This window comes from Sphingomonas paucimobilis NBRC 13935 (assembly GCF_000739895.2).
In the GTDB taxonomy this organism is placed as follows: Bacteria; Pseudomonadota; Alphaproteobacteria; order Sphingomonadales; family Sphingomonadaceae; genus Sphingomonas; species Sphingomonas paucimobilis.
This window is the reverse complement of the sequence record NZ_BBJS01000001.1, coordinates 54,353-75,648: the sequence shown is the minus strand read 5'-3', so window position 1 is coordinate 75,648 and position 21,296 is coordinate 54,353. Positions and strand designations below refer to the sequence as shown.

16 protein-coding genes and 3 tRNA genes are annotated in these 21,296 nt (G+C 66.0%); 8 read left to right on the top strand and 11 right to left on the bottom strand.

What is annotated here, in order from left to right:
* Positions 1-52: 52 nt before the first annotated feature.
* A complete protein-coding gene (locus SP6_RS00345) occupies positions 53-1,195 on the bottom strand; it encodes a TetR family transcriptional regulator (protein WP_007405653.1) in 1,143 nt (380 codons plus the stop codon).
* Positions 1,196-1,487: 292 nt separating this feature from the next.
* Complete coding sequence (locus tag SP6_RS00340) at positions 1,488-2,141, bottom strand: TetR/AcrR family transcriptional regulator (RefSeq protein ID WP_007405642.1); 654 nt, start codon at positions 2,139-2,141, stop codon at positions 1,488-1,490.
* Between the two features lie 184 nt (positions 2,142-2,325).
* Here SP6_RS00340 and SP6_RS00335 point away from each other — a divergent pair, with 184 nt between their 5' ends.
* Positions 2,326-5,487 carry a bifunctional cytochrome P450/NADPH--P450 reductase gene (locus SP6_RS00335; RefSeq protein ID WP_007405740.1) on the top strand — a complete coding sequence of 1,054 codons (3,162 nt, stop codon included), beginning with the start codon at positions 2,326-2,328 and terminating at the stop codon, positions 5,485-5,487.
* Positions 5,488-5,870: 383 nt separating this feature from the next.
* Here SP6_RS00335 and SP6_RS19935 read toward each other — a convergent pair whose 3' ends face one another.
* Positions 5,871-10,808 carry a DUF8508 domain-containing protein gene (locus tag SP6_RS19935; RefSeq protein WP_007405731.1) on the bottom strand — a complete coding sequence of 1,646 codons (4,938 nt, stop codon included), beginning with the start codon at positions 10,806-10,808 and terminating at the stop codon, positions 5,871-5,873.
* Positions 10,809-10,945: 137 nt separating this feature from the next.
* On the opposite strand from SP6_RS19935, the gene SP6_RS00325 reads away from it, so the two are divergent.
* The gene (locus SP6_RS00325) at positions 10,946-11,359 is read left to right on the top strand and encodes a toprim domain-containing protein (RefSeq protein WP_047866770.1); all 414 of its coding nucleotides are present in this window, start codon (positions 10,946-10,948) and stop codon (positions 11,357-11,359) included.
* 129 nt (positions 11,360-11,488) lie between these two features.
* Here the strand turns inward: SP6_RS00325 and SP6_RS00320 are convergent.
* The 3 genes from SP6_RS00320 to dapB all read right to left on the bottom strand — a co-directional run bounded on the left by SP6_RS00320 (position 11,489) and on the right by dapB (position 13,019).
* Positions 11,489-11,565 (bottom strand) — tRNA-Arg (locus tag SP6_RS00320).
* A 46-nt stretch (positions 11,566-11,611) separates the two neighbouring features.
* Positions 11,612-12,280 (bottom strand): endonuclease III, encoded by a 669-nt coding sequence (nth, locus tag SP6_RS00315; RefSeq protein WP_007405693.1) that lies wholly within the window; start codon positions 12,278-12,280, stop codon positions 11,612-11,614.
* A 10-nt stretch (positions 12,281-12,290) separates the two neighbouring features.
* The gene (gene dapB / locus SP6_RS00310) at positions 12,291-13,019 is read right to left on the bottom strand and encodes a 4-hydroxy-tetrahydrodipicolinate reductase (protein WP_007405753.1); all 729 of its coding nucleotides are present in this window, start codon (positions 13,017-13,019) and stop codon (positions 12,291-12,293) included.
* 144 nt (positions 13,020-13,163) lie between these two features.
* On the opposite strand from dapB, the gene SP6_RS00305 reads away from it, so the two are divergent.
* Positions 13,164-13,865, top strand: a complete 702-nt coding sequence (locus SP6_RS00305; RefSeq protein ID WP_007405650.1) for an NAD-dependent deacylase — start codon at positions 13,164-13,166, stop codon at positions 13,863-13,865.
* Here the strand turns inward: SP6_RS00305 and SP6_RS00300 are convergent.
* Entirely contained in the window at positions 13,855-14,658 is an 804-nt protein-coding gene (locus SP6_RS00300; RefSeq protein ID WP_037569072.1) for a 3'(2'),5'-bisphosphate nucleotidase CysQ, read from the bottom strand. The two genes, SP6_RS00305 and SP6_RS00300, sit on opposite strands and share 11 nt — an antisense overlap.
* A complete protein-coding gene (locus tag SP6_RS00295; RefSeq protein WP_007405680.1) occupies positions 14,651-15,997 on the bottom strand; it encodes a TldD/PmbA family protein in 1,347 nt (448 codons plus the stop codon). The genes SP6_RS00300 and SP6_RS00295 overlap by 8 nt, the downstream gene beginning before the upstream one ends.
* A gap of 147 nt (positions 15,998-16,144) precedes the next feature.
* On the opposite strand from SP6_RS00295, the gene SP6_RS00290 reads away from it, so the two are divergent.
* On the top strand, positions 16,145-16,360 hold the full coding sequence (locus SP6_RS00290; RefSeq protein ID WP_007405647.1) for a hypothetical protein: 216 nt from the start codon (positions 16,145-16,147) through the stop codon (positions 16,358-16,360).
* A gap of 3 nt (positions 16,361-16,363) precedes the next feature.
* Here SP6_RS00290 and SP6_RS00285 read toward each other — a convergent pair whose 3' ends face one another.
* Positions 16,364-16,993 carry a DNA-3-methyladenine glycosylase family protein gene (locus SP6_RS00285; RefSeq protein WP_007405654.1) on the bottom strand — a complete coding sequence of 210 codons (630 nt, stop codon included), beginning with the start codon at positions 16,991-16,993 and terminating at the stop codon, positions 16,364-16,366.
* A 57-nt stretch (positions 16,994-17,050) separates the two neighbouring features.
* Here SP6_RS00285 and SP6_RS00280 point away from each other — a divergent pair, with 57 nt between their 5' ends.
* Positions 17,051-17,368 (top strand): 2Fe-2S iron-sulfur cluster-binding protein, encoded by a 318-nt coding sequence (locus SP6_RS00280; RefSeq protein ID WP_037569127.1) that lies wholly within the window; start codon positions 17,051-17,053, stop codon positions 17,366-17,368.
* 465 nt (positions 17,369-17,833) lie between these two features.
* Here the strand turns inward: SP6_RS00280 and rlmB are convergent, their stop codons facing one another.
* Positions 17,834-18,577 (bottom strand): 23S rRNA (guanosine(2251)-2'-O)-methyltransferase RlmB, encoded by a 744-nt coding sequence (gene rlmB / locus SP6_RS00275; RefSeq protein ID WP_007405685.1) that lies wholly within the window; start codon positions 18,575-18,577, stop codon positions 17,834-17,836.
* Positions 18,577-20,187, bottom strand: a complete 1,611-nt coding sequence (locus SP6_RS00270) for a M20/M25/M40 family metallo-hydrolase (RefSeq protein WP_007405738.1) — start codon at positions 20,185-20,187, stop codon at positions 18,577-18,579. Before SP6_RS00270 ends, rlmB begins: the two co-directional genes overlap by 1 nt.
* A gap of 170 nt (positions 20,188-20,357) precedes the next feature.
* On the opposite strand from SP6_RS00270, the gene SP6_RS00265 reads away from it, so the two are divergent.
* From SP6_RS00265 to SP6_RS00255, 3 genes are all read left to right on the top strand, one after another.
* Positions 20,358-20,443, top strand: a tRNA-Tyr gene (locus SP6_RS00265).
* A 42-nt stretch (positions 20,444-20,485) separates the two neighbouring features.
* Positions 20,486-20,559 (top strand) — tRNA-Gly (locus tag SP6_RS00260).
* A gap of 117 nt (positions 20,560-20,676) precedes the next feature.
* The gene (locus tag SP6_RS00255; RefSeq protein ID WP_007405643.1) at positions 20,677-20,985 is read left to right on the top strand and encodes a polyhydroxyalkanoic acid system family protein; all 309 of its coding nucleotides are present in this window, start codon (positions 20,677-20,679) and stop codon (positions 20,983-20,985) included.
* Positions 20,986-21,296: the final 311 nt, after the last annotated feature.

Below are 21,296 nucleotides of genomic sequence, written 5' to 3'. Positions count from 1 at the left end.
TCGCCTTAGGTTCGCTTCATGACAACAAGGGGTAGAAAAGGTAACAACTGTGTTACATCGGCGCGTGGCCGGCCAGCCATGACCGAAGCTCGGGTGGCTGCAAACCGGACGCCTGTGCGGCGAGCGACTCGCCATGATACGCCATGATAAGCGCCTGCGCCCCTGCCCGGTCGAAACCATCGGGCCCGACGAGCAGGCTTTGCGCATTCTCCGCCCGACGGCGGCGCATATCGAGCGCGAAGAGGCGCAAACCGGGCTCGTGATGCGCGGCCACGGCAATGTCATGGGTCATGCGGATCACGGCGCGGCCATGATCCTGCGCGCGCGCCCCTGCCCCCGTATCGGCCAGCGCCCGCCACATCCGCAGATAGAGCGCATCGACGCCGGCCTGCATCAGATCGCTGCGGGTCGGGAAATGATGGGCGACGCTGGACGATGGCGCCCCCGCCTCGCGCGCCACCCGGCGATGGGTGACGGCCGCCACGCCCCCCTGCAAGATCACCGTCGCGACATGATCCGACAGGGCGGCGGCGCGCGATCCCGGCGGCGGGGCACGATGCTCGGCGATCGGGCGGGTACGGACGGCGATGGCGGACACCATGGCGTCGAAATCGGTGCTCGCCGAGGCGTCCCGGCGGAAGCCATGCGCCGTGCTTGCCAGAGTGATGTCGCGCAGCATCGGATAATGCACATCCTCCCCCAGCGACAGGGCGAAAGGCCGTTCGTCGTGCAGATAGGCGGCCATCACCGCCGCGCGCCGCACCTGATCGGGATGCCCCTCAAACATACGGCGCCATAGAGCCTCTTCCTGCGCGATGATGCGAACCAAGCCCGGCGACGGCACCCCGCTTCGCGCGTCATGGGCCAGAAAGGCGCTGGCAAGCTGCGCGGTGCGGCGGGCGACGGGCTCGACTTCGCTCAGCCATCGCCGCGCCACGGACACGGCGATGGCGGGCGTCAACGGTATCAGATCCCGCAACGCCGCGCAGCAGCGGTCGACCAACGCGATATGGTCCGCCGCTGCCCGATCGATCACGGCGTTCAGCAAATGGCCGCGGCCGTCCCAGTGATGATCGATCGCGCCCAGCGACACACCGGCGCGCTTGGCGATATCACGCAGGCTGGCGGCCGCTATGCCCTTGTCCAGCACCGCCGCCATCGCGGCATCGATGATTCTGTCGCTGGCCGATCCCATGCCCTCCGTTTAGTCGATGCGACGGCGCGTGCCACCGATGCGATCACGCGCGGGCATCTTCAGAACCTTACCCGTCGGATTGTTGGGGCGCATGAGGCCGGGCGCATCTTCAGGGAAATGAACCTGGCAAGGTCTACACCACCCTGCTGATCGCCCGCGGCCAGCTTGCAATACGGATTCGTTGCATCAGACAGGCGATAGGTCCTCTGGCACCCCAAGACCTAGGTTGAGGACTTGAGAGCGGATGAATTGCGGGCGGCAGGACGTCAGCCTGCCGAATTCCAGGCGGAGATCAACGAGAGTCCGAGGTGACGCCAACGAGAAAAATTGTGACGGCACGCTCGATAAGCCCCTGCAATACGGTGTCTACCGGGGGGGATGACAACCCAAGAGCAGCGTCACGAAGAACATCGGCCACGACCATCGAGACCAGCATCATCGCGCTGCCTTCCGCATCATCAATGATCATCCGCCCGACCGCTGCATATGCGGCGAGTTGGTCGGCCAGTGGCCTGATCCCATAGGTTTTGACCGTCTCGATATAGATACGGGCAACGTCAGGGAATTGCGAACCTTCGCTCATCACGAGGCGGTAGGAGGTTATGCCTTCGTCAGAAAAGGCGAGCTGGCAAAAGGCCCCAAGATATCCCGTCAGCCATTCCCTAGGCGGCGCATCGGGCGCGGGCGGCCCGGCCGCTGCCGCCAGTTCGCCAACGACCGAGCGGATCACCGCGAACAGCAATGCCTCCTTCGACGCCACATGGCGATAGATGGTCTTCTTCGACATCATCGCGGCCGCCGCGATCCGCCCGACATTGGCCTTGGCAAAACCATATCGACCGAATTCCGCACGAGCACTTTCCAAGAGGCGAGCCGGAAGGCGGTCCGTTGAAAGCGTTTCATCCATCATCGTCAGATACGCCGATCTTGATGAAAAACGCACCATGGAAACCAATGGGTTTCCATATCGCTTTCGCCTTCCTACATTGCAGGCCAGGAGCAAACCGATGGGTCATCGAGATAATCTTCCTGGCGCCACCGCCACACCGCTGCAGTTTGGCAAGGGAGCTGACGCGCTGAACGTCCGGTCGATCATCGATGCCGCCATCATGATCTGGAGGCGCTGAATCATGGCCACCATTCCGCAGCCCAAAGGCTATCCCCTGATCGGCAACATTGCCGAGCTCGATCCCAAGGCACCGGTGCAAAGCCTGATGCGCCTGGCGCGCGAACACGGCCCGCTGTTCCGTATCGAGATGTTCGGACGCGGTCTGGTGATCGTGGGCAGCCAGGCTCTGACCGCCGAGTTGTGCGACGAGGCGCGTTTCAAAAAGGCGTTGCACCGCCCCTTGCAGGAGGCACGCTATGTCGGCGGCGACGGTCTGTTCACGGCGCATGACGAGGAGCCCAATTGGGGCAAGGCGCACCGTTTGCTGATGCCCGCTTTCGGCCCGCTCGGGCTGCGTTCGATGTTCGACCGTATGTACGACATCGCGGAACAGATGATGGTGCGGTGGGAGCGGTTCGGCGAGAGTGCCACCATCGACGTGGCCGACAACATGACGCGGCTGACGCTCGACACGATCGCGCTGTGCGCCTTCGATTATCGCTTCAACAGCTTCTATCAGGACCAGATGCACCCCTTCGTCGCGGCGATGGTGGGGGCGCTTGAGGAATCGGGACGACGGTCGCGGCTGCCCCCGGGCGCGGGCAAGCTGATGCTGTTGCGCAATCGCCGGTTCGAGGCCGATATCAAGATTCTGCGCGACGTCTCCAACCGGCTGATCGAAGAACGCCATGGCGATCCGCGCCTGGGCGAACGCGGCGACCTGCTGGACCGGATGCTGACCGCCCGCGATCCCGAAACAGGCGAGATGCTGAGCCGCGATAATATCGGCTATCAGATGATCACCTTCCTCGTCGCAGGGCACGAGACGACCAGCGGCCTGCTCAGCTTCGCCACCTGGCTGCTGCTCACCCATCCGGAAGCGCTCGCCAAGGCGCAGGCGCATGTCGATGACGTGCTTGGCGGTAATGTACCAACGGTCGACGATATCGGGCGGCTGACCTATATCGAGCAGGTCCTGCAGGAAACGCTGCGGCTCTGGCCGACCGCGCCTGCCTTTGGCGTTCACCCGCGCGAGGCGACGACGATCGGCGGCCGCTATGCCGTCACTCCGGACGACACGCTGCTCATCCTGACGCCGGTCCTTCACCGCGACCCGACCGTCTGGGACGAGCCGGAGGCATTCCGCCCCGAGCGGTTCGCGCCCGAGGTCGCCGCCAAGCTGCCGCCCCACGCGTGGAAGCCGTTCGGCAACGGACAGCGCGCGTGCATCGGGCGCGGCTTTGCCATGCAGGAGGCGATCCTGGTCATGGCGCTGATGCTCCAGCGGTTCGACATCAGCCTAGCCGACTGCGACTATAAGCTAGTGGTGAGCGAGACGCTGACGCTGAAGCCCGCCAACCTCCATATCCATGCGCGTCGCCGGGATGGGCTGGTCGCACGGCCCCGCAGCACGGCGCAAGACGCGCCGACACGCCCCCTCGCCGCGGCGTCAGCACCGAGCCTGGGCGACAATGGGTCCCTTCTTGTCCTTTACGGTAGCAACACCGGCACCAGCGAAGCCTTCGCCCAGCGGATCGGCGCCGATGCCGCCGCGCAAGGCTATGCCGCGACCGTCGCACCACTGGACGATTACGCCTCCGGGCTCCCCGATGGCGTGCCCCTGATCATTGCCACCGCGTCCTATGAAGGACGCCCGCCCGACAATGCGGCACGTTTCGTCCCATGGCTGGAGTGTCTGCCCGAACAGGCGCTCGCAGGTCGGCGCTATACGGTGTTCGGATGCGGCAATCGCCAATGGGCCCGCACCTGGCAGGCGATCCCCAAACGCGTCGATGCCGCGCTTGCAAAAGCCGGCGCGCAGGCATTCCACCCGCGCGGCGAGGGCGATGCCGCCGGCGATCTGTTCGGCGCTTTCGAGAGCTGGTACGCGGATCTCTGGTCTTCGCTCGCGGCGTCCGAGGGGCGGGAACCGGCCGTCCAGGCCCAGCCCCGGATCGATGTGGAAGTACGACGCGGGACGCGCGAACGCCTGCTCAAGCTCGATGAACTGCAACGGGGCTTGGTCCTTATCAATCGCGAACTGGTCGACATGCAACGCCCCGGTGCCCGCTCGAAACGGCATATCGAGATCGCCCTGCCCAAGGGCATGACCTATCGCGCCGGTGACTATCTGGCGGTGTTGCCGAGCAATCCGCCCGAAACGGTGCGGCGCGCCCTCGCCCGCTTCGGCCTGGAGCCGGACGCCGAAGTAATCGTTCACGGCGCGCCCGGCGTGCCCTCTGTCCTGCCCGTCGACAGGCCCGTCACCGCCGAAACCTTGTTCGGCGACTATCTGGAGTTGCAGCAGCCAGCGACGCGCGGACAGATCACCACGCTCGCCACGATCATCCCATGCCCGCCGGAGCGCAAGGAGGCCGAGCGGCTGGCACAGGAAGATATCTATGCCGCCGAGATACTGGCACGGCGGGTGACGCTGCTCGACCTGCTGGAGCGCTTCGCATCGGCCGACATGGCGCTGGGCGTCTTCATTGCTGCTCTTCCGCCGATGCGGGCGCGCCAATATTCGATCGCCTCGTCACCGCTTGTCGATCCAAGCCGCTGCGCGCTGACGGTATCGGTTCTGGAGGTGCCAGCGCTGGGGGTCGATCGGCTGCATCGAGGCGTTGCCTCGACCTTCCTCGCTCGGCTGAAGGACGGCGATACGCTCGGCGTGGCGGTGCGGCCGAGCCAGACGGGATTTCATCTGCCCGCCGATCCGCTGACGCCCGTGATCATGGTCTGCGCCGGCAGCGGAATCGCGCCGTTCCGCGGCTTTCTTCAGGAACGTGCCGTGCGCAAGGCGGCTGGCGAACGGCTGGGCCCGGCGCTGCTCTTCTTCGGCGTGCGCGATCCGGATACCGATTTCCTGTACCGCGAGGAACTGGAGCATTGGCAGGATACGGGGGTGGTAAGCCTGCGGATGGCCTTTTCCGTGACGGGACAGAACGGCGTCGCTTATGTCCAAGATGCCATCTGGCGTGACCGTACGGAGATTGCCACCCTGTTCCGCGCGGGGGCACGCGTCCTGCTGTGTGGTGATGGCGAACACATGGCACCGGCCGTTCGCGACGCCTTCATCCGCATCTACGAGGCCGAAACCGATACCAGTCACGCTGAAGCGCTTGCCTGGGCGGAGCGGATCGAGCGGGAGGGCGTGCGCTATGTCGCCGACATATATGCATGATGTCGCGTCCAACGCTTATCTTCGACAGGTAAGGTCACGCCTGAATCATGAGGACTGGGGAGTCAGCAAGCATCCAGACGTACGACGAGCTTTGGGACTCGCCTGCCGCAGGTGGCGTGGCCACGTCCGGGCGGTCGCTTTAGCCGGCTGTGCTAGCTGACTCTGGCTCGCATCTGCCGAGGGTAGGCACTGCCGCTTTTGGGCGACAGTTAGGCTTAAGCCGCCGTTCGTTCAGTGGAAGGGCGGCGGCAGACAGGCCGCCAGATGCCGTCTCGAACACTGGCCTCGAGGTCGTGCCCGATCCGCATCGCTGTATGGCAAAAATGGCAAGGCCGCGCGATCCATCAGCGGGTCGCACGGCCAATAACCGATAGGATGGAACGTCAGAAGCCGTAGCCGAGGTCGACGAAGCCGGGCTGCGGGTATGCCAGGAAATCGCCGATATCGTCCAGCAGCCCGTCGAACCCCGGCTGGCGGTCCGACCAGTGATCAGGGCCGGAAAACTTGACCGACTTGACGTCGTTGACGCCCAGCAGCGTCACGCTGGTTGCCTGGGTGAAGGACAGCACGAGATCCTTGACGCCGTCCCGATTGACGTCCTGCACCCGCGAATGGGCAAGCCTGATCCCGTCGTCGAGCACCAGCGCGTCACGCGCCGTGTCGAAGTCGGTGATCGTGTCGCTGCCATCCAGGCGGCCGAAGTGGAAGACGTCCGCCCCGGCCCCACCGGTCAGAATGTCGTTGCCGAGCCCGCCGAACAGCACGTCGTTGCCCGCTCCGCCGTCCAGGACGTCCCTGCCCAGCCCGCCGAACAGGACGTCGTTGCCATCGCCCCCGAACAGCCGGTCGTCGCCGAACCCGCCATTCAACTGATCATGGCCGCCCAGCCCGTAAAGCGTATCGTGGCCAAAGCCGCCGGACAGCCTGTCCTCGCCCGCGGTGCCGGTCAGCGTGTCGGCGAAGATGCTGCCGGTGCGGACGACACCATCGGCAATACCGGTAACCGTAACCGCCACGCTCGCGGTGCTGGTCAGCCCATGGCCGTCCGACACGGTGTAGGTGAAGCGATCGATCTGCGACGCGCCGGTCGCCAGCGCATCAAACGCGTCATGGTCCGCAACATATTTCAGCGTCTGCGTGGCGGCGTCGAAGATCACGCTGCCCAGCGTGCCGCTGGTATCGACCTTGACGATCGACAGCGCCTGACCGGCGTCGGGATCGCGGTCGTTGCCGAGCAGGGTCGACCACAAATTGGCGGTGGTCGCATCCTCGTCTACCGCCACCGCATCGGCCGTCGCGACGGGGGCCTCGTTGACGTCATTTACCGAAATGGTGAAGCCGTAATCCGTATGCAGGCCGCCAATATCCGTGGCCCGCGCGACGATCTGGTAGCTCTTCACCGCTTCGTAATCGAGCGCCGCGGTGGTCGTGACCACGCCGGTCGCCGCATCGATCGCAAACAGGCCTTGGGCGTCGTCGATCAGGCTGTAGGCGAGGACATCGCCCTCGGGATCGCTGGCCGCGAGCGTGCCGACGACCGCCCCGGCGGCGAGATTCTCCGCGATTGTGTCGCTGGTCAGCGCCAGGGCAAACGGCGCCTCGTTGACGTCACCGACCGCGATCGTGAACGTCTGCTGCATCGACAGCCCGCCGCTGTCGGTGACCTTGGCGATCAGCGCATAGGACGATGACGCCTCATGATCGAGCGGCGCGGTGGTCGTCACGACGCCGGTCGTCGCATCGACCACGAACAGGCCTTGCGCGTCGTCGACAAGGGCATAGGTCAACATGTCGTTGGCGGTGTCGGTCGCCGACAGCCTGCCGACGATGGCGCCCGCCGCGAGATTTTCGTCGACCGCGGCTTGGCTCAGCACGAGGTCGCGCGGGGCCATGCCCAGCATCAGCAGCGCCAATTGCGGATCGTGATCGGTCGCACGATCCTCGCCGAACTGCGAATTGAGGTGAACCGAGTCATACTGGGCGTTGGTGACCAGCCCCCCGGTCACGAGGATGTTGTCGATCTGCTGCGCGTTGCCGCCAAACAGATAGCTATAGCGTTCCTCGGGGCTGAGCAGCGTATTGAGGTTGGTCAGCACCCCGCCCTTGGCGGGATCCGTCAACTGGGTCTGGGCCTCTTCGAAGTAGAAGCCGTTCCAGTCGCCGAGCACCGCCACATTGAACGACGGATCGTCGGCGAGATGCTCCTGGATATAGGCCTTGACGCCGGCGGCCTGTGCGGTGCGCGCCGCATCGCCGGCGTCGGCGGGCGGCTGGTTGTTGCCCCATAGCGGATCGCTGCCACCGCGCGAGGTGAAGTGGACGTCGATCGCGGTGACCTTCTGGCCGGCGAATTCGAACTGCGCGACCAGCGGATTGCGGCTGTTGTTATAGGCGCTGCCGGTGATCAGCGCCGCGCTGCCTTCGACATAGGAGACGCGGTCGACATTGTAGAAGAAGCCGTTGCGAATATTGCCGTTGGGTTCGCCGCCCGTCGAATTGGCGGTGGTCGGCGCGACCTCGATATAGGCGTAACGCAGGCCGGACTGCGCATAGATGGAGTCGATCAGCCCCTGGGCGGTGACGGTGCCCGAAAGATCGCTGCCGGTTCCGGCGCCGTCGGCATCCTGGATTTCCTGCACGGCCAGAATGTCCGGCGCGCGCAGATTATAGACGATGTTGCTCGCCAGCACGTCGAACTTGTTGTCCGAGGGGTCGAGATTCTCGAGATTATAGGTGGCGATCGACAGATGGTTGGCGTCGCCCTGGAGTTGCGTCACCTCCCTGGCCAACGTGACGTCCTTGGTGACGGTGACCGCGTCCGTGACCAGCACCTCGTAATTGCCGAAGGAGTAGTTGACGATGCCGGTCACGCTGCTGAGCTGGTCGCCGATGGTGTAGCCCGGCTTGAAGCCGGCGAAGATCGCGCTGTCGTCGTCGATCTGGATCTTCTCGGGATTATAGTCGATCGTGCCGTCGGCATTGGGCGCGATGGTGATGCCGCCGCGATCGTTGATGCCCGTGGCGCCGACCCCATGCGACGCGACCACATCCGTCTCGCCATATTGATTGGTGTTCGACACCGCTTGGGGCGCGTCGATCGTCACCCGCATGCCTTCAAGCGACTCCCAGAAATCGATGCCGTCATGCGCGGGGTCGTAGCTGGTCAGCCGGTCGTCATCGATAACCTGCGTCGGCGGCAGGATGCCGTCCGTGCCGATCAGCACCGCATCCGGCAGGGCATTGCCATGGCTGGCGACGGTGATCGTCGGCGTGACGATCTGCGTCACCGTCAGGCTCTTGGCGTCCCCGGCAAATTCGGACACCGTGCCGCGCACCGTCGCCTCGTCGCCGACCAGGACGGTCGGCTTGGTGCTGGTGAAGACGAAGATCGCGTCGGAGGTGCGCGCATTGCCGTCGCCGACCGCCGATTGCAGGTAGAAGCCGTTGGAGTCGACCGCGGTGACCACGCCGTTCGTGGCCACCGTCTGGTTGATGTAGGCCGAGCTGTGGCCCTCGCCCTGGATCTGACCGATCGCCAGCGCGATCGGGTCGTCGTTGACGATCGTGCCGGTCGCGGTGCCGCGATCGATCACCACATCGCCGCTGGTGGTCCCCAGCATCACGGACAGGGTTTCGTTGCCCTCGCCCATGGTATCGCCGACGACCGGCACGACGATCTGCTTGCTAGTCTCGCCCGCGGCGAAGCGAAGCGTGCCGGCAAGCTGTGCCGAAGCCGCGAGGTCGGCGGCGTTCGCGGTGCCGTCCAGATGGACCACATAGTCGACCGTTGCGGCGTTGGCGGTGCCGCCCGCGCGACGCACGGTGAAGATCAGGCTGGTGGTGCCGCTATCGCCCTCGACGACGCGGGCATCGTCGATGCGCAAATGCCCCGTGCCGGTCGCCGACAGGAAGCTCTGTCCCGCATTCACCGATCCGAAGCTGTCGGTGCTCGGCGCGGTCCAGGTAAAATCGCCAGCGCTCGACCCGGCGCCCTTGAGCTGCAGCGAAAAGCCGATGCCGGGGGCGGGGGATTCGGCGACGCCGATGTCCGTGCTGGTCATGCCGGCCGCCGCCGCGCCCGTCGCGGCGGTGATCGTGCCGCCATAGGACAGGAACTGCACCACCGTGCCATCCGGCGCGATCAGGGCGACGCCGTCGGCGGGGCCGTTCTGGATGCCGTTGACCGGATAACGGAAGGCCACCGCGCCAAAGCCGTTGCCTTCGTCATCGATCGTGCCCGACAAATTGGTGGTCGCATAGACCGGCGCCGCGTCAGGCGTGTTGGTGCCGTTGTACAGAACCAGCTTATAGCCCGACAGGTCGGTGCCCGCCGCACCGGCGATCTCGATCGCCTCACCGACATCGGCACCGCTATTATCGTAGTGAATCTCATTGATGAACACATTCGCCGGCGGGACGGGCGGCGCGGCATCGTCGTTGGTGATCGTCCCCGTCGCGACCGCACGGGTCAGCGTCGCGCCGCCCTGCGGATCGGTGAGCGTGACGGAGAAGGTTTCGTTGGCCTCGAACACCGTGTCGCCCAGCACGGGCAGCCGAATCTCGGCGGTGGTCGCGCCCGCGGCGAACGTCACCGTGCCGGTGCGCACCAGACCCGTGGCGAAGTCGCTCTCGTCGGCCATAGCGGTGCCGTTGCCCAGGTTCAGCGTCCAGGTCGCCGACACCTCGCCCGCCGTGCCGTCGCTGCGCGTCACGGTGAAGACGATGTCACGCGTACCGCTGTCCCCCTCGGCGATGGTGGCGTCGGCGATGGCCAGCGTGCCTGGCGTCGGGGTCGGCGCCGCGCTGCCGAACGTCTGGCCCGTGTTCGTCGCGCCGGCGGTCGCCGTGTTGATCAGCGCCCAATGAAAGTCTTCCGCCGTCGTGCCGGTGCCGACCAGGCCCAGCGCGGTGCCGTTCTGCGTCCCGTCCTCATAGACGCCGATATTGACGCTCGTCATGCCCTTGGCCGGTCCATCGGCGGCAACGAAGCTGCCCTCATAGCTGAGAAACTGGACGACATTCCCCGCCGCATCGACCAGCGCGAGGCCATCGGGCTCCCCGGCGGCACCGGAACCGCCGTTTTGGATGCCGTTCGTCGGATAGGCGACCTTCACCGTGCCCATGCCATGGCCCTGATCGGCGATGGTGCCGGTCAGCGCCACCGTGCTGTAGGCGGAGCGTTGCGCAGGATTGCCATTGTACAGGACGATCTTCCAGCCGGTCAGATCGGTGCCCGCCGTGCCGGCGACCTCGACGAACTCGCCCGTATCGGCCCCGGCATTGTCATAATGGAATTCGTTGATGAAGACCGACGTCGGCATACGCACTCCCCCCATGTGACACAGCCGCCCTGCGCTGAGTCGAACATGACATGTACGTTAGAAACCGACCGTGACAAAAATATTGCTATCCGAAGGAATAAGTTTCTCGTCTCGGCGTCCGTAGATCAGCGCGCCCATTGCTTCGGCTGTGGCTGTACTGGCGATGTACCAGACTTCGTGAAGACGTCCTGACGCTTGTCCAGGCGCTGGGGCGGTCTGTGTGGGCAGCGGCAGGCACTTCCATGATGCCACAGATGACGTTTGCGGACGTGACCCGCGCGATCGTCATCGGGGTCGACGGTGACGCTGCCGGTTCGGCCGCCGCCACAAAGGCAGCCGAGGCATATACTGAAGCCGGTCTAACAGTGCGGATCATTCGCGCGAACTCAGCAGCGCAACTCTTTGCGCTGGATTGCATCCTCGGCATCACGCAGCGCTTCACGTCCATATGGGCAGCACCGCAGCAATTCGCGCGCGACACTGGTAGGAACAGGAATTGGGTCTGGTGTCGCTTCTTCGCTCATCCCCCATATTTGGCGGGGATGGAATAAACGACCTATGACCGCCATCGTTCGTGCTCGAGCGCCTACGACAAGCACACGATGAGGGAACGAAGGTGGTACGCAGCCGCCACATCAGCCTTAAACGGCTGAATTCTCAATATGTTAGATGAGAACAAATGGCGCACCCGACAGGATTCGAACCTGTGGCCTCTGCCTTCGGAGGGCAGCGCTCTATCCAGCTGAGCTACGGGTGCGTGGGCGAGCCGACTAGCATTGCCCGCCACCCCGCGCCAGCCCTTTTTATACGGCCTCCGCTTTTCCAACCTTGGTGGCGGGCGCGGGGGTCTTGGGGCGATAGGCGCACAGATCCTCGACCGGGCAGCGCCAGCATTCGGGGCGCCGCGCCTTGCAGATATAGCGGCCGTGCAGGATCAGCCAGTGATGCGCATGCACCCGGAAGGGTGCCGGCGTCGCCTTGTCGAGCTTCAGTTCGACCGCCAAGGGCGTCTTGCCCTTGGCCAGACCGGTGCGGTTGCACACGCGGAAGATATGGGTGTCGACCGCGAAGGTCTCATGGCCGAAGGCGACGTTGAGCACGACATTGGCGGTCTTGCGCCCCACCCCCGGCAGCCGCTCCAGCGCTTCGCGATCGGCGGGCACTTCGCCGCCATAGTCGTCGACCAGCATCTGCGACAGGGCGATGACATTCTTGGCCTTGGTGTTGAACAAGCCGATCGTCTTGATGTGCGCCTTCAGCCCATCCTCGCCCAGCGCCAGCATCTTCTCGGGCGTGTCGACCTCGGCGAACAGCGCGCGCGTCGCCTTGTTCACCCCGATATCGGTCGCCTGCGCCGACAGGGCGACCGCGACGACCAGCGTATAGGGATTGCGGAATTCGAGCTCGGTCTCGGGATGCGGATTGGCCTCGGCCAGCCGGTGGTAGAATTCGACGATATCGGCCTTCTTCACCGCGCGTTCCTCAGAGCCCCAGCACGTCGCCCATGCGGTAGCGGCCCGGTGCTTGCCCGGCCAGCCACAGCGCCGCCCGCACGGCGCCGCGTGCGAAAATGCTGCGGTCCTGCGCGAAATGGCCGAGCGTCAGCCGCTCGCCCTCGGCCGCAAAGATCACCTCATGATCGCCGATCACCGATCCGCCACGCAGCGCCGCCATGCCGATCGTCCCCTCGGTACGTGCGCCGACCAGCCCGGCGCGACCATCGACCCGCAGGTCGGACAGGCTATGCCCCCGCCCCGCCGCCGCCGCCTCGCCCAGCAGTAGCGCGGTGCCCGAGGGCGCATCGACCTTGTGCCGGTGGTGCATCTCGGTGATCTCGATATCCCAGTCGGTGCCGAGCCGCGCCGCCGCCTCGCGCACCAGATTGGCGAGCAGCGTGATACCGAGCGAGGTATTGCCGGTCTGAAGCACGGCAATGTCGGCGGCGGCGGCATCGATCGCGGCATGCTGCACGGGCGACAGGCCGGTGGTACCGATCACGATCGGCGTCCCCGCCGCCCGCGCCGCCGCCAGATGCGCATCGAGCGCGCCCGCGATCGAGAAATCGACCAGCACATCGGCATTCTTGGCCAGAACCGTCGGATCGTCATGCGAATCGCAGCCACCTGCCAGCGTCGCGCCCTCATCCTCGATCAACTGGGCGATGGCGCGGCCCATGCGTCCTGCACTGCCGTAAATGCCGATCGCGGTCATAGCTGCTCCTGCCGATTGAAAGGTGAAGACATGGTCATGGGAGCGCTCCTTGACACAGGTTGATGGCCGGGGAAACCGATTGCCCATCGGTCCGGCTCGACGATCGGCGATGCTTTGCAACGCATGGACGGGTAAGAGCGCAGCATGAACCGCATCGCCAACATCGTGATCCTCACCGGCGCCGGCATCTCCGCCGAGTCCGGCATCGCCACTTTTCGCGGTCCGGGCGGGCTATGGGAAGGGCATCGGGTCGAAGATGTCTGCACACCCGAGGCGCTGGCCGCCAACCCGGAACTCGTCCACCGCTTTTACGACCTGCGCCGCGCGGCGCTGGAGACGGTTCGGCCCAATCCTGCGCATGAGGCTCTGGCGCGGCTGGATCGGGAATGGACCGGCGACTTGCTGATCGTCACGCAGAATGTCGACGATCTGCATGAGCGGGCCGGGACCCGGCGGATGCTGCATATGCATGGCGCGTTGAAGCAGGCCTTGTGTGCGGCCTGTGGAGAACGGTTCGGCTGGGCCGATGCGCTGCCGCCGGGCACGCCATGCCCCGCCTGCGCCGCGCCCGCGCTCAGGCCCGACATCGTCTTCTTCGGCGAGATTCCCTATCATATGGAGCGGATCGAGGCGGCACTGACTCAAGCCGATCTGTTCGTGTCGATCGGCACCTCGGGCGCGGTCTATCCGGCGGCGGGGTTCGTGCGCCTGGCCAATGCTTACGGCGCGGCGACGCTGGAGCTCAATCTCGATCGGTCGGAGGGCAGCGGCTGGTTCGACGAAAGCCGGCTGGGCCCTGCCGCGACGCTGGTCCCGCAATGGGTGGATGAAATGCTCAGCCGCTGACCGGCACGATCACTTCGCGTGCGCGGGGCCCGAGCCGCTCGACCGCCGGCCCTTGAAGCCCCTGCGCCGTCACCAGCACGCCGAAGGCGCGCGGATCGGGCTTGTTGAACAGAAGCGGCTGGCCCAGTGCATCGGCCACCCCCGCCCCCGCTTCCGACGCGATCAGCGCGGCAGCGGCAATGTCCCATTCATTGCCCCAGCGCAGGGTGGCGACCAGATCCGCCTCGTCCGAAGCGACCATGGCGATGCGCAGCGCGATCGAATTGGGCTTGAACACCGCGACCAGATCGCGGTCCGCCTTGGGTAGCGCATCAACCGGCACGCGCGCGCCCGGCATCTCGCGGCGATAGCCCGCGCACAACGTCCGCCCGTTGCGGGTCGCCCCACCGCCGGCACGGGCCAGCCACAATTCGCCCCGCGCCGGCGCGGCAAGCACGCCGATGACCGGCCGCCCGTCCTCGACCAGCGCGACCGACACCGCCCAGCCCTCTCGCCCGCGAATATAGTCGCGCGTCCCGTCGATCGGATCGACGACCCAGACGCGGCGCGCAGCCAGACGATCGGGCTTGTCCGCCGTCTCCTCCGACAGCCAGCCGGCATCGGGGATCAGCGCCGTCAGCCGGGCATGCAGCATCCGGTCGACGTCCAGATCGACCTCGCATACCGGACTGCCAGGCACCTTTTCCCATTGGCGGAAATCGGTGCGCCAGCGGGAAAGCGCCATCGCCGCCGCCTCGCGCGCCGCCGCGACCACCCCCGGAACCAGATCAGGGGCCGGGACCAGATCAGCCACTCGCGACCGTCATGCCGTCGACGCGCAGCGTCGGCACATTGACGCCATAGCGGAATTCCAGATCATTGGCCGGCGTCATCGCGCGGTACATATCCTTCAAATTGCCCGCTATGGTGAACTCCGCAACCGGCCCGGCGATCCGTCCGCTGACAATGCGGAAGCCCGCCGCGCCCCGGCTATAGTCGCCGGTCACCGGATTGACGCCGCTGCCGATCAGTTCGGTCACATAGACGCCGTCGGCAATGTCGGCGATCAGCGTGTCGACGGGCACGCGGCCGGCCGCCATGAACAAATTGCTGGTCGATACGCCCGGCGCGCCCGCCGTGCCGCGCGCGGCATGGCCGGTCGGTTCCAGCCCCAATTGCCGGGCCGACGCGGAATCGAGCAGCCAGGTCTCCAGCACCCCGTCCTCGACGATCGCGGTCGGCGACACCGCCAGCCCCTCGCCGTCGAAGGGCCGTGAGCGAAGCCCGTGCGGGCGGTGGGGATCATCCTCGATGCGGATGCCCTCGGCCATCACTCGCTCGCCCAGGCCGTCGAGCATGAAGCTGGTCCGCCGTGCGATCGCGCTGCCGGCGATGGCGGAAACCAGATGCCCGACCAGCGACGAACCGACACGTGGATCGAAGACCACCGGCATGGCCCCGCTCGCCAGCCGGCCGGGATGGAGCCGCGCCACCGCCCGCTCGCCGGCACGCTGGCCGATCGCCTCGGCGCTTTCCAGCAGACGGCGGAGGCGCGCGCCGTGATGGGCATAGTCGCGCTGCATGCCCGCGCCCTCGCCCGCCACCACGCTCGCCGAAAGGCCATAGCCGGTCGCGGCGTAGCCGGCGGCAAAGCCATGGCTGGTCGCCAGCGCGGAGACCACGCGGGAGGCGGAGGCACCGGCGCCTTCCGAATTGGTGACGCCGGCCACCGCGCGCGCGGCATCCTCCGCCTCCAGCGCGGCGGCTCGCAATGCCTCGGGCGCGACCTCGCCGCCATCGTCCAGATCGAGCATCGGTGGCTGGCCATGCATCAGCCGTTCTTCGGGCGCGAGCCCGGCCCATTGATCCTCGGGCGCCTCGCGCGCCATCGCGACGGCGCGCTCTACCGCGCGGTCCATCGCATCGCCCGACAGGTCCGAGGTCGAGACACTGGCCGAGCGCCGTCCGACAAAGACACGCAGCCCCAGTTCCTCGCTTTCCGACCGGCCGACATCCTCCAACTGCCCCAGCCGGACAGAGACTTCGAGCGCGGCATCGGCGGCGAAAACGGCGTCGGCGGCATCGGCTCCAGCAGCACGAGCGCGGGCGACAATATCGGCGGCCCGATCGCGGGCCTGTTCGGGAGTCAACATGCGACAGGACTTAAGGGCGCGGGCGCGGGGATGCCAGTGCCCGTGTTCCGACAATCATCCCGCCCCGCTCGGATCATCGCCGGCGCATCCTTGGCCCTTTCGTCAGGCCCATTTGAACCGCATGCCCCGGCGCCACGTTGAGGCGCTATGGCAAAGCTCGACAATGCACTTGGCCCCAGGACGTCCCGGCAGCGCGCCGTGCTGCGGATCGCCGCCGGGCGCAAAATCCAAATTGGGGTGAAAATCGAACTGACCAGCGGCGGGTTGCTGGCCATTGGCGGGCTGGTGTCGTCGATCCTGCTTTCGACGGCGGTGCTGGTCGGCGTGTCGACCCGCCATTTGCCCAAGCCCGATCGCCGATAGCCTTCACACCGGCGCGGCGTCGGCTCCCGCCCCGTAATGATGCCAGGTGAAGATGGCGAGCGCGCTGCGATGCGGGCGAAAGGCTTCGGCCAGTTCGCGGACCAGCTTCTCCGAGGGGCGTGCGTCATGCCCCAGGATACGCACCATCTCGATCTGCACCGCCAGGTCGCCAGCCGGCCAGATGTCCGTCCGCCCCTCGGCAAAGAGCAGATACACCTCCGCCGACCAGCGGCCGATTCCCTTGACCGCCACAAGTTGCGCAATCGCTTCCTCGTCATCGGCCGGCAGGTCTGCCAGATTCAGGCGCCCGCTGGTCACCTCTTCGGCCAGGCTGCGCAGATAGCCGGCCTTTTGCCGGGAAATGCCGGCACTTCGCAGTTCCTCGTCGGTGACGCCGTGCATCCGGGTCGGATCGGTCGCATCGCCCAGCAATTCGTTCAGCCGTCGCCAATGCGCATTGGCCGAGGCGACCGAGACCTGCTGGCCCAAGATGGTTCGGACCAGCGTGGCATAGCCGCGTTCGCGAATGCGCGGCTCGGGATAGCCGATCCGGCCCAACGCGGCCGCGATATCGGGCGAGGCGGCGGCGAGCGCATCCATGCTTTCGCGAATCTGTTCGGCACTCAGCCCCATGATGCTTGATCCGCGCGTTCAGGCCCGGCAGAGCCGCCGCCAACAAGGAGAATGGACATGCCCAAGCTTATCGTCGTGACCCGCGACGGGGAAGAACGCGAAATCGACGGCGAGGCCGGTCTGTCGGTGATGGAAGTGATCCGCGACGCCGGTGTCGACGAATTGCTGGCGCTGTGCGGGGGGTGCTGCTCCTGCGCGACGTGCCATGTGCATGTCGATCCGGAATTCGCCGGTACGCTGCCCGCGATCGGCCCGGACGAGGACGACCTGCTCGATTCGACCAGCGACCGCGATGCGACCTCGCGCCTGTCGTGCCAGCTGCCGTTCGGCGCGGCGCAGGACGGGCTGCGGGTGCGGATCGCGGCGGAGGATTGATCGGGCATTTGGTCTGAACGTCGGAGGGCGGGGTTTCGGCTCCGCCTTTTTTTTGCGCGCAGAGGCGCGGAGGCGCAGAGGTGGTGCGCTGTTGGGTGGCCTTCCAGCTTAACTAAGAGATTATGTTCGCGCGGAGACGCGGAGGCGCGGAGATGCCCGGCGCGGGGCGATCGGGGCCTGCTATCGCGACCGGTAGACTTTGCAGTGGCCCGATAGGATGGAGAGGCCTTGCGGCCGGACATGCCACCTCCGCGTCTCCGCGCCTCCGCATGAACCTTCATCCCGTGGCCTTCGACTTCGCTCAGGCAGAACGGAGGGTAGGGATCATAGCCACGCGTACCAACGGCCGTTCACGCTGAGCGAAGTCGAAGCGCACGCCCGGCGCTCACCACGAACACATTCTCTGCGCCCTCCGCGCTTTTGCGCGCAAAAAAGGCGGCAGGGCCCAACCCCGCCGCCGATAAATCACCGCGCCGCCACCGCGTACAGCGCGATCGCCGCCGCGTTGGAGACGTTCAGACTCTCCACCTTCGGGCTGATCGGCAGCTTGGCGAGTTCGTCGCAATGCGCCTCGGTATTCTGGCGCATCCCCTCGCCTTCCGCGCCCAGCACGATGCAGATGCGCTGCGTGCCCATCGCCTGGGCCAACGTCTGGTTGGCATGGCCCGTCAGGCCGATGCGCCAAAAGCCCGCTTCGGCAATCTCTTCCAGTGCACGGGCCAGGTTCACCACGCGAATCCACGGCACCGTCTCCAGCGCGCCGCTGGCCGAACGCGCGACCGTGCCCGATTCGGGCGGCGCGTGCCGGTCCTGGGTCACGATGCCCAGCGCGTCGAACGCGGCGGCCGAGCGCAAGATCGCGCCGACATTGTGCGGGTCGGTCACCTGGTCGAGCACCACCAGCGGCCGCTGGTCGTCCTGCCCCTCGTGCAGCAAGTCGCCCAGCCACATATCCTCCAGCGGATCGACCTCGGCCACTAAGCCCTGATGCGGCGCGTCGGCTGGCACCAGGCGACCCAGATCCGCCGCATCGGCATAGGTGATCGGCACGACCGGCGGCAGGTCGAGCGCGGCCAGCGCCTCGCGCGTGCCCCAGATCTTGCGCACCGTGCGGTTGGGGTTGGCGAGTGCCGCCGTCACCGCATGCCGCCCCCAGAAGCGCGGGCGGTTGGAAGAGGCCTGGCTGGGGCGATGTCCTCGGCGTGCCATCAGTCGTCGGTATCCGTATATGCAAAGGGGTTGGTCGGTGCCGGTTGGGTCGGCACCGGCGGACGCGGCAATGCCTTGTCCGCATTCGCCGCCGCGAGCAAGACCCCCGCGAGCACGACCGAGGCCTGGCGCATGTCGTCGCCCTTCAAATGATCGAAGGTATCGGCCGAGCTGTGATGGATGCGGCTGCCATAGTCCAGCGGGTCCTGGATGAACTGGAACCCCTGCACGCCGACCGCCTGCATGAAGACATGGTCGGTGCCGCCGGTGGTGCGCTGCACGACATTGCCCGCGCCCAGCGACGCATAGGGTGACAGCCATTCCTTCAGCATCGGCACCGCCGCCGGGTTGTTCTCGGCATAGAGCCCGCGCAATTTGCCCGAGCCATTGTCGATGTTGAAATACGCCGCGAGGTCGCCATAGCCCGGCTTGGGAGTGATCGGCCAGCGATTGGTCCAGCCATAATAGCGCTTCAGCCCGGTTTGCGGCGCATCGCCCGGTCGCCCGCGCGTCGCCAGATGCTGCTCGACATAGGCCATGGAGCCCAGAATGCCCTGCTCCTCGCCCGACCAAAGCGCAAAGCGGATGGTCCGCTTGGGCCGCTGGCCGGTGGCAGCCAGGATGCGCGCCGCCTCCATGATCATCGCGCTGCCCGCTGCATTGTCCGCCGCGCCGTCGCCCGCGACCCAACTGTCGAGATGCGCACCGGCCATGACATAGCCCGCCTTGGGATCGGTGCCGGGGATCTCGGCGATGATGTTGTAGGCGTTGACGTCGCTGTCATCATAGCGGACGTCGCTGAGCACCTCGATCGTCGGCGCCGGACCGGTCTTCGCCAGGCGGGCGAGACGGCGATAATCCTCGGCGGCCAGTTCGATGCCGGGGACGGCGGGCGTCTCGCCGCGTCCGAACAGATAGCCTTCGCCGTGGAGCAGCTTACCGTCGCGATAGCTCTGCGTGACATAAGCAACCGCGCCCTCGGCCTTCAGAAAGGCGTCGAGCTTCTGCGCGAAGTCGAGCCGCTTCAGCCGGCGATCGGCGCTTTCGGGATCATGCTCGGGCTGCACATAGACGTCGAGCTTGGCGATGTCCTCGCCCGACAGGCGGCGAAAGGGCGCGGTGCCGGGTTCGTCGCCGGTGCCGGGCAGCGAGACCATCACGATCTTGCCGCGCAAAGCCCCACGCCATTTGTCGAAATCCCGCTCGCGCTTCATCGGCGCGACGATCACGGGCGCGGTGACCGCGCCGTTGGTCGCCGGCGTCCAGGCGATCGGAATGGCGGTCAGTTGCAGCGGCCGGGGCGAGACCATTCGCACGCTCGCCCGCTCGATCGACCAGCCGCGCCCGAAAGGAAAGCCCTCCTTATGGACGTTCTTCAGGCCCCATTTGGCGAACTGCTCGGCGGTCCAGCCTTCCGCGGTGCGCATCGCGGGGCTGTTGGTCATGCGCGGGCCGATCACATCGGTCAGATGCTGGGCGGTCTGCATCACCTGGCTGTGATTCATGCCTTCATCGATGATGCGATTGGCGGCGACGCGATCCTGCGCAATGGCGCTGGTGACGGGCAACAGGGCGACCGCCGCGACTGCGGCGAGCAAATATGGGCGCATAGGACAGGAAACCCCCGAAACATTCCGTTATGGGTCAGAGGCTATGTCCCGATCGCTGGACATGCAAGCAACCGGATCAACCGCAATCCGCAGAAAACGTACAAAACGGCGTTGACAGGCGCGGCGAGCTTCGGCATTGGGCCCGCCTCGCTCCGGTGGAGCGACACCCCGGAAGGGTGGCCGAGTGGTTAAAGGCAGCAGACTGTAAATCTGCCCGCGTGAGCGTACACTGGTTCGAATCCAGTCCCTTCCACCATCCCCGCCTATCGGCTAGGGTCGATCACGGCGCTGGATATGAGCGGGTATAGCACAATGGTAGTGCAGCAGCCTTCCAAGCTGAATACACGGGTTCGATTCCCGTTACCCGCTCCATCCCTTCCGATCCTTATCGACGATGCGGGCGCATTCCCAGCATGGCGAGTGCTTGACCAACAAGGCAATTCCCGCCACTGCCGCCTCGCCCTGATACGGACGAGAAAGATTTTACCCATGGCATCGGTCGATTTCGACATCCCTCACGAACTGGGTCAGGCCGAAGCGCGCCGCCGGATCGAACAGGGCCTGCCCAAGCTGGAAGCGCATATTCCGGGTGGCGGGCAGGTCCAGTCCGAATGGCCCGCCGACGACCGGCTAATGCTGACCATCATCGCCATGGGGCAGACGGTGAAGGCCGACATGAACATCGCCGACCGGGCGATCACCGGCACGGTGGCGATCCCCATGATGCTGTCGATGATGGCCGGGCCGATCAGCGAATTCGTGAAGACCAGCGCGGAGAAGATGCTGGCCAAGGCTTGAGGTCGAGAATTCGGCCGTAGCGACGACAGCGACAGGCCAACGCGGCGCCTATCTTGAAGATGGCGGGGTTACGCCCATCTACAGACCTCCTTCCCTCTTGGAGAAAGGAGGTGCGAAATGAAGCTGATCACTTGGCTGCTCACGCACCATGCCGTGAAACTTGCCCCCTCCTTGGGGAGCCGATCGTTACCCGCGGCACAAGCCTGTACCTGGGCAGGGTCTGACGATAACTACGCCGCTTAAGGCTAGGGTACACATCGAGGGGAGCGGGACGCCGCCCCCCTCAACTGTTGGACGCTAAGGCCCCGCTT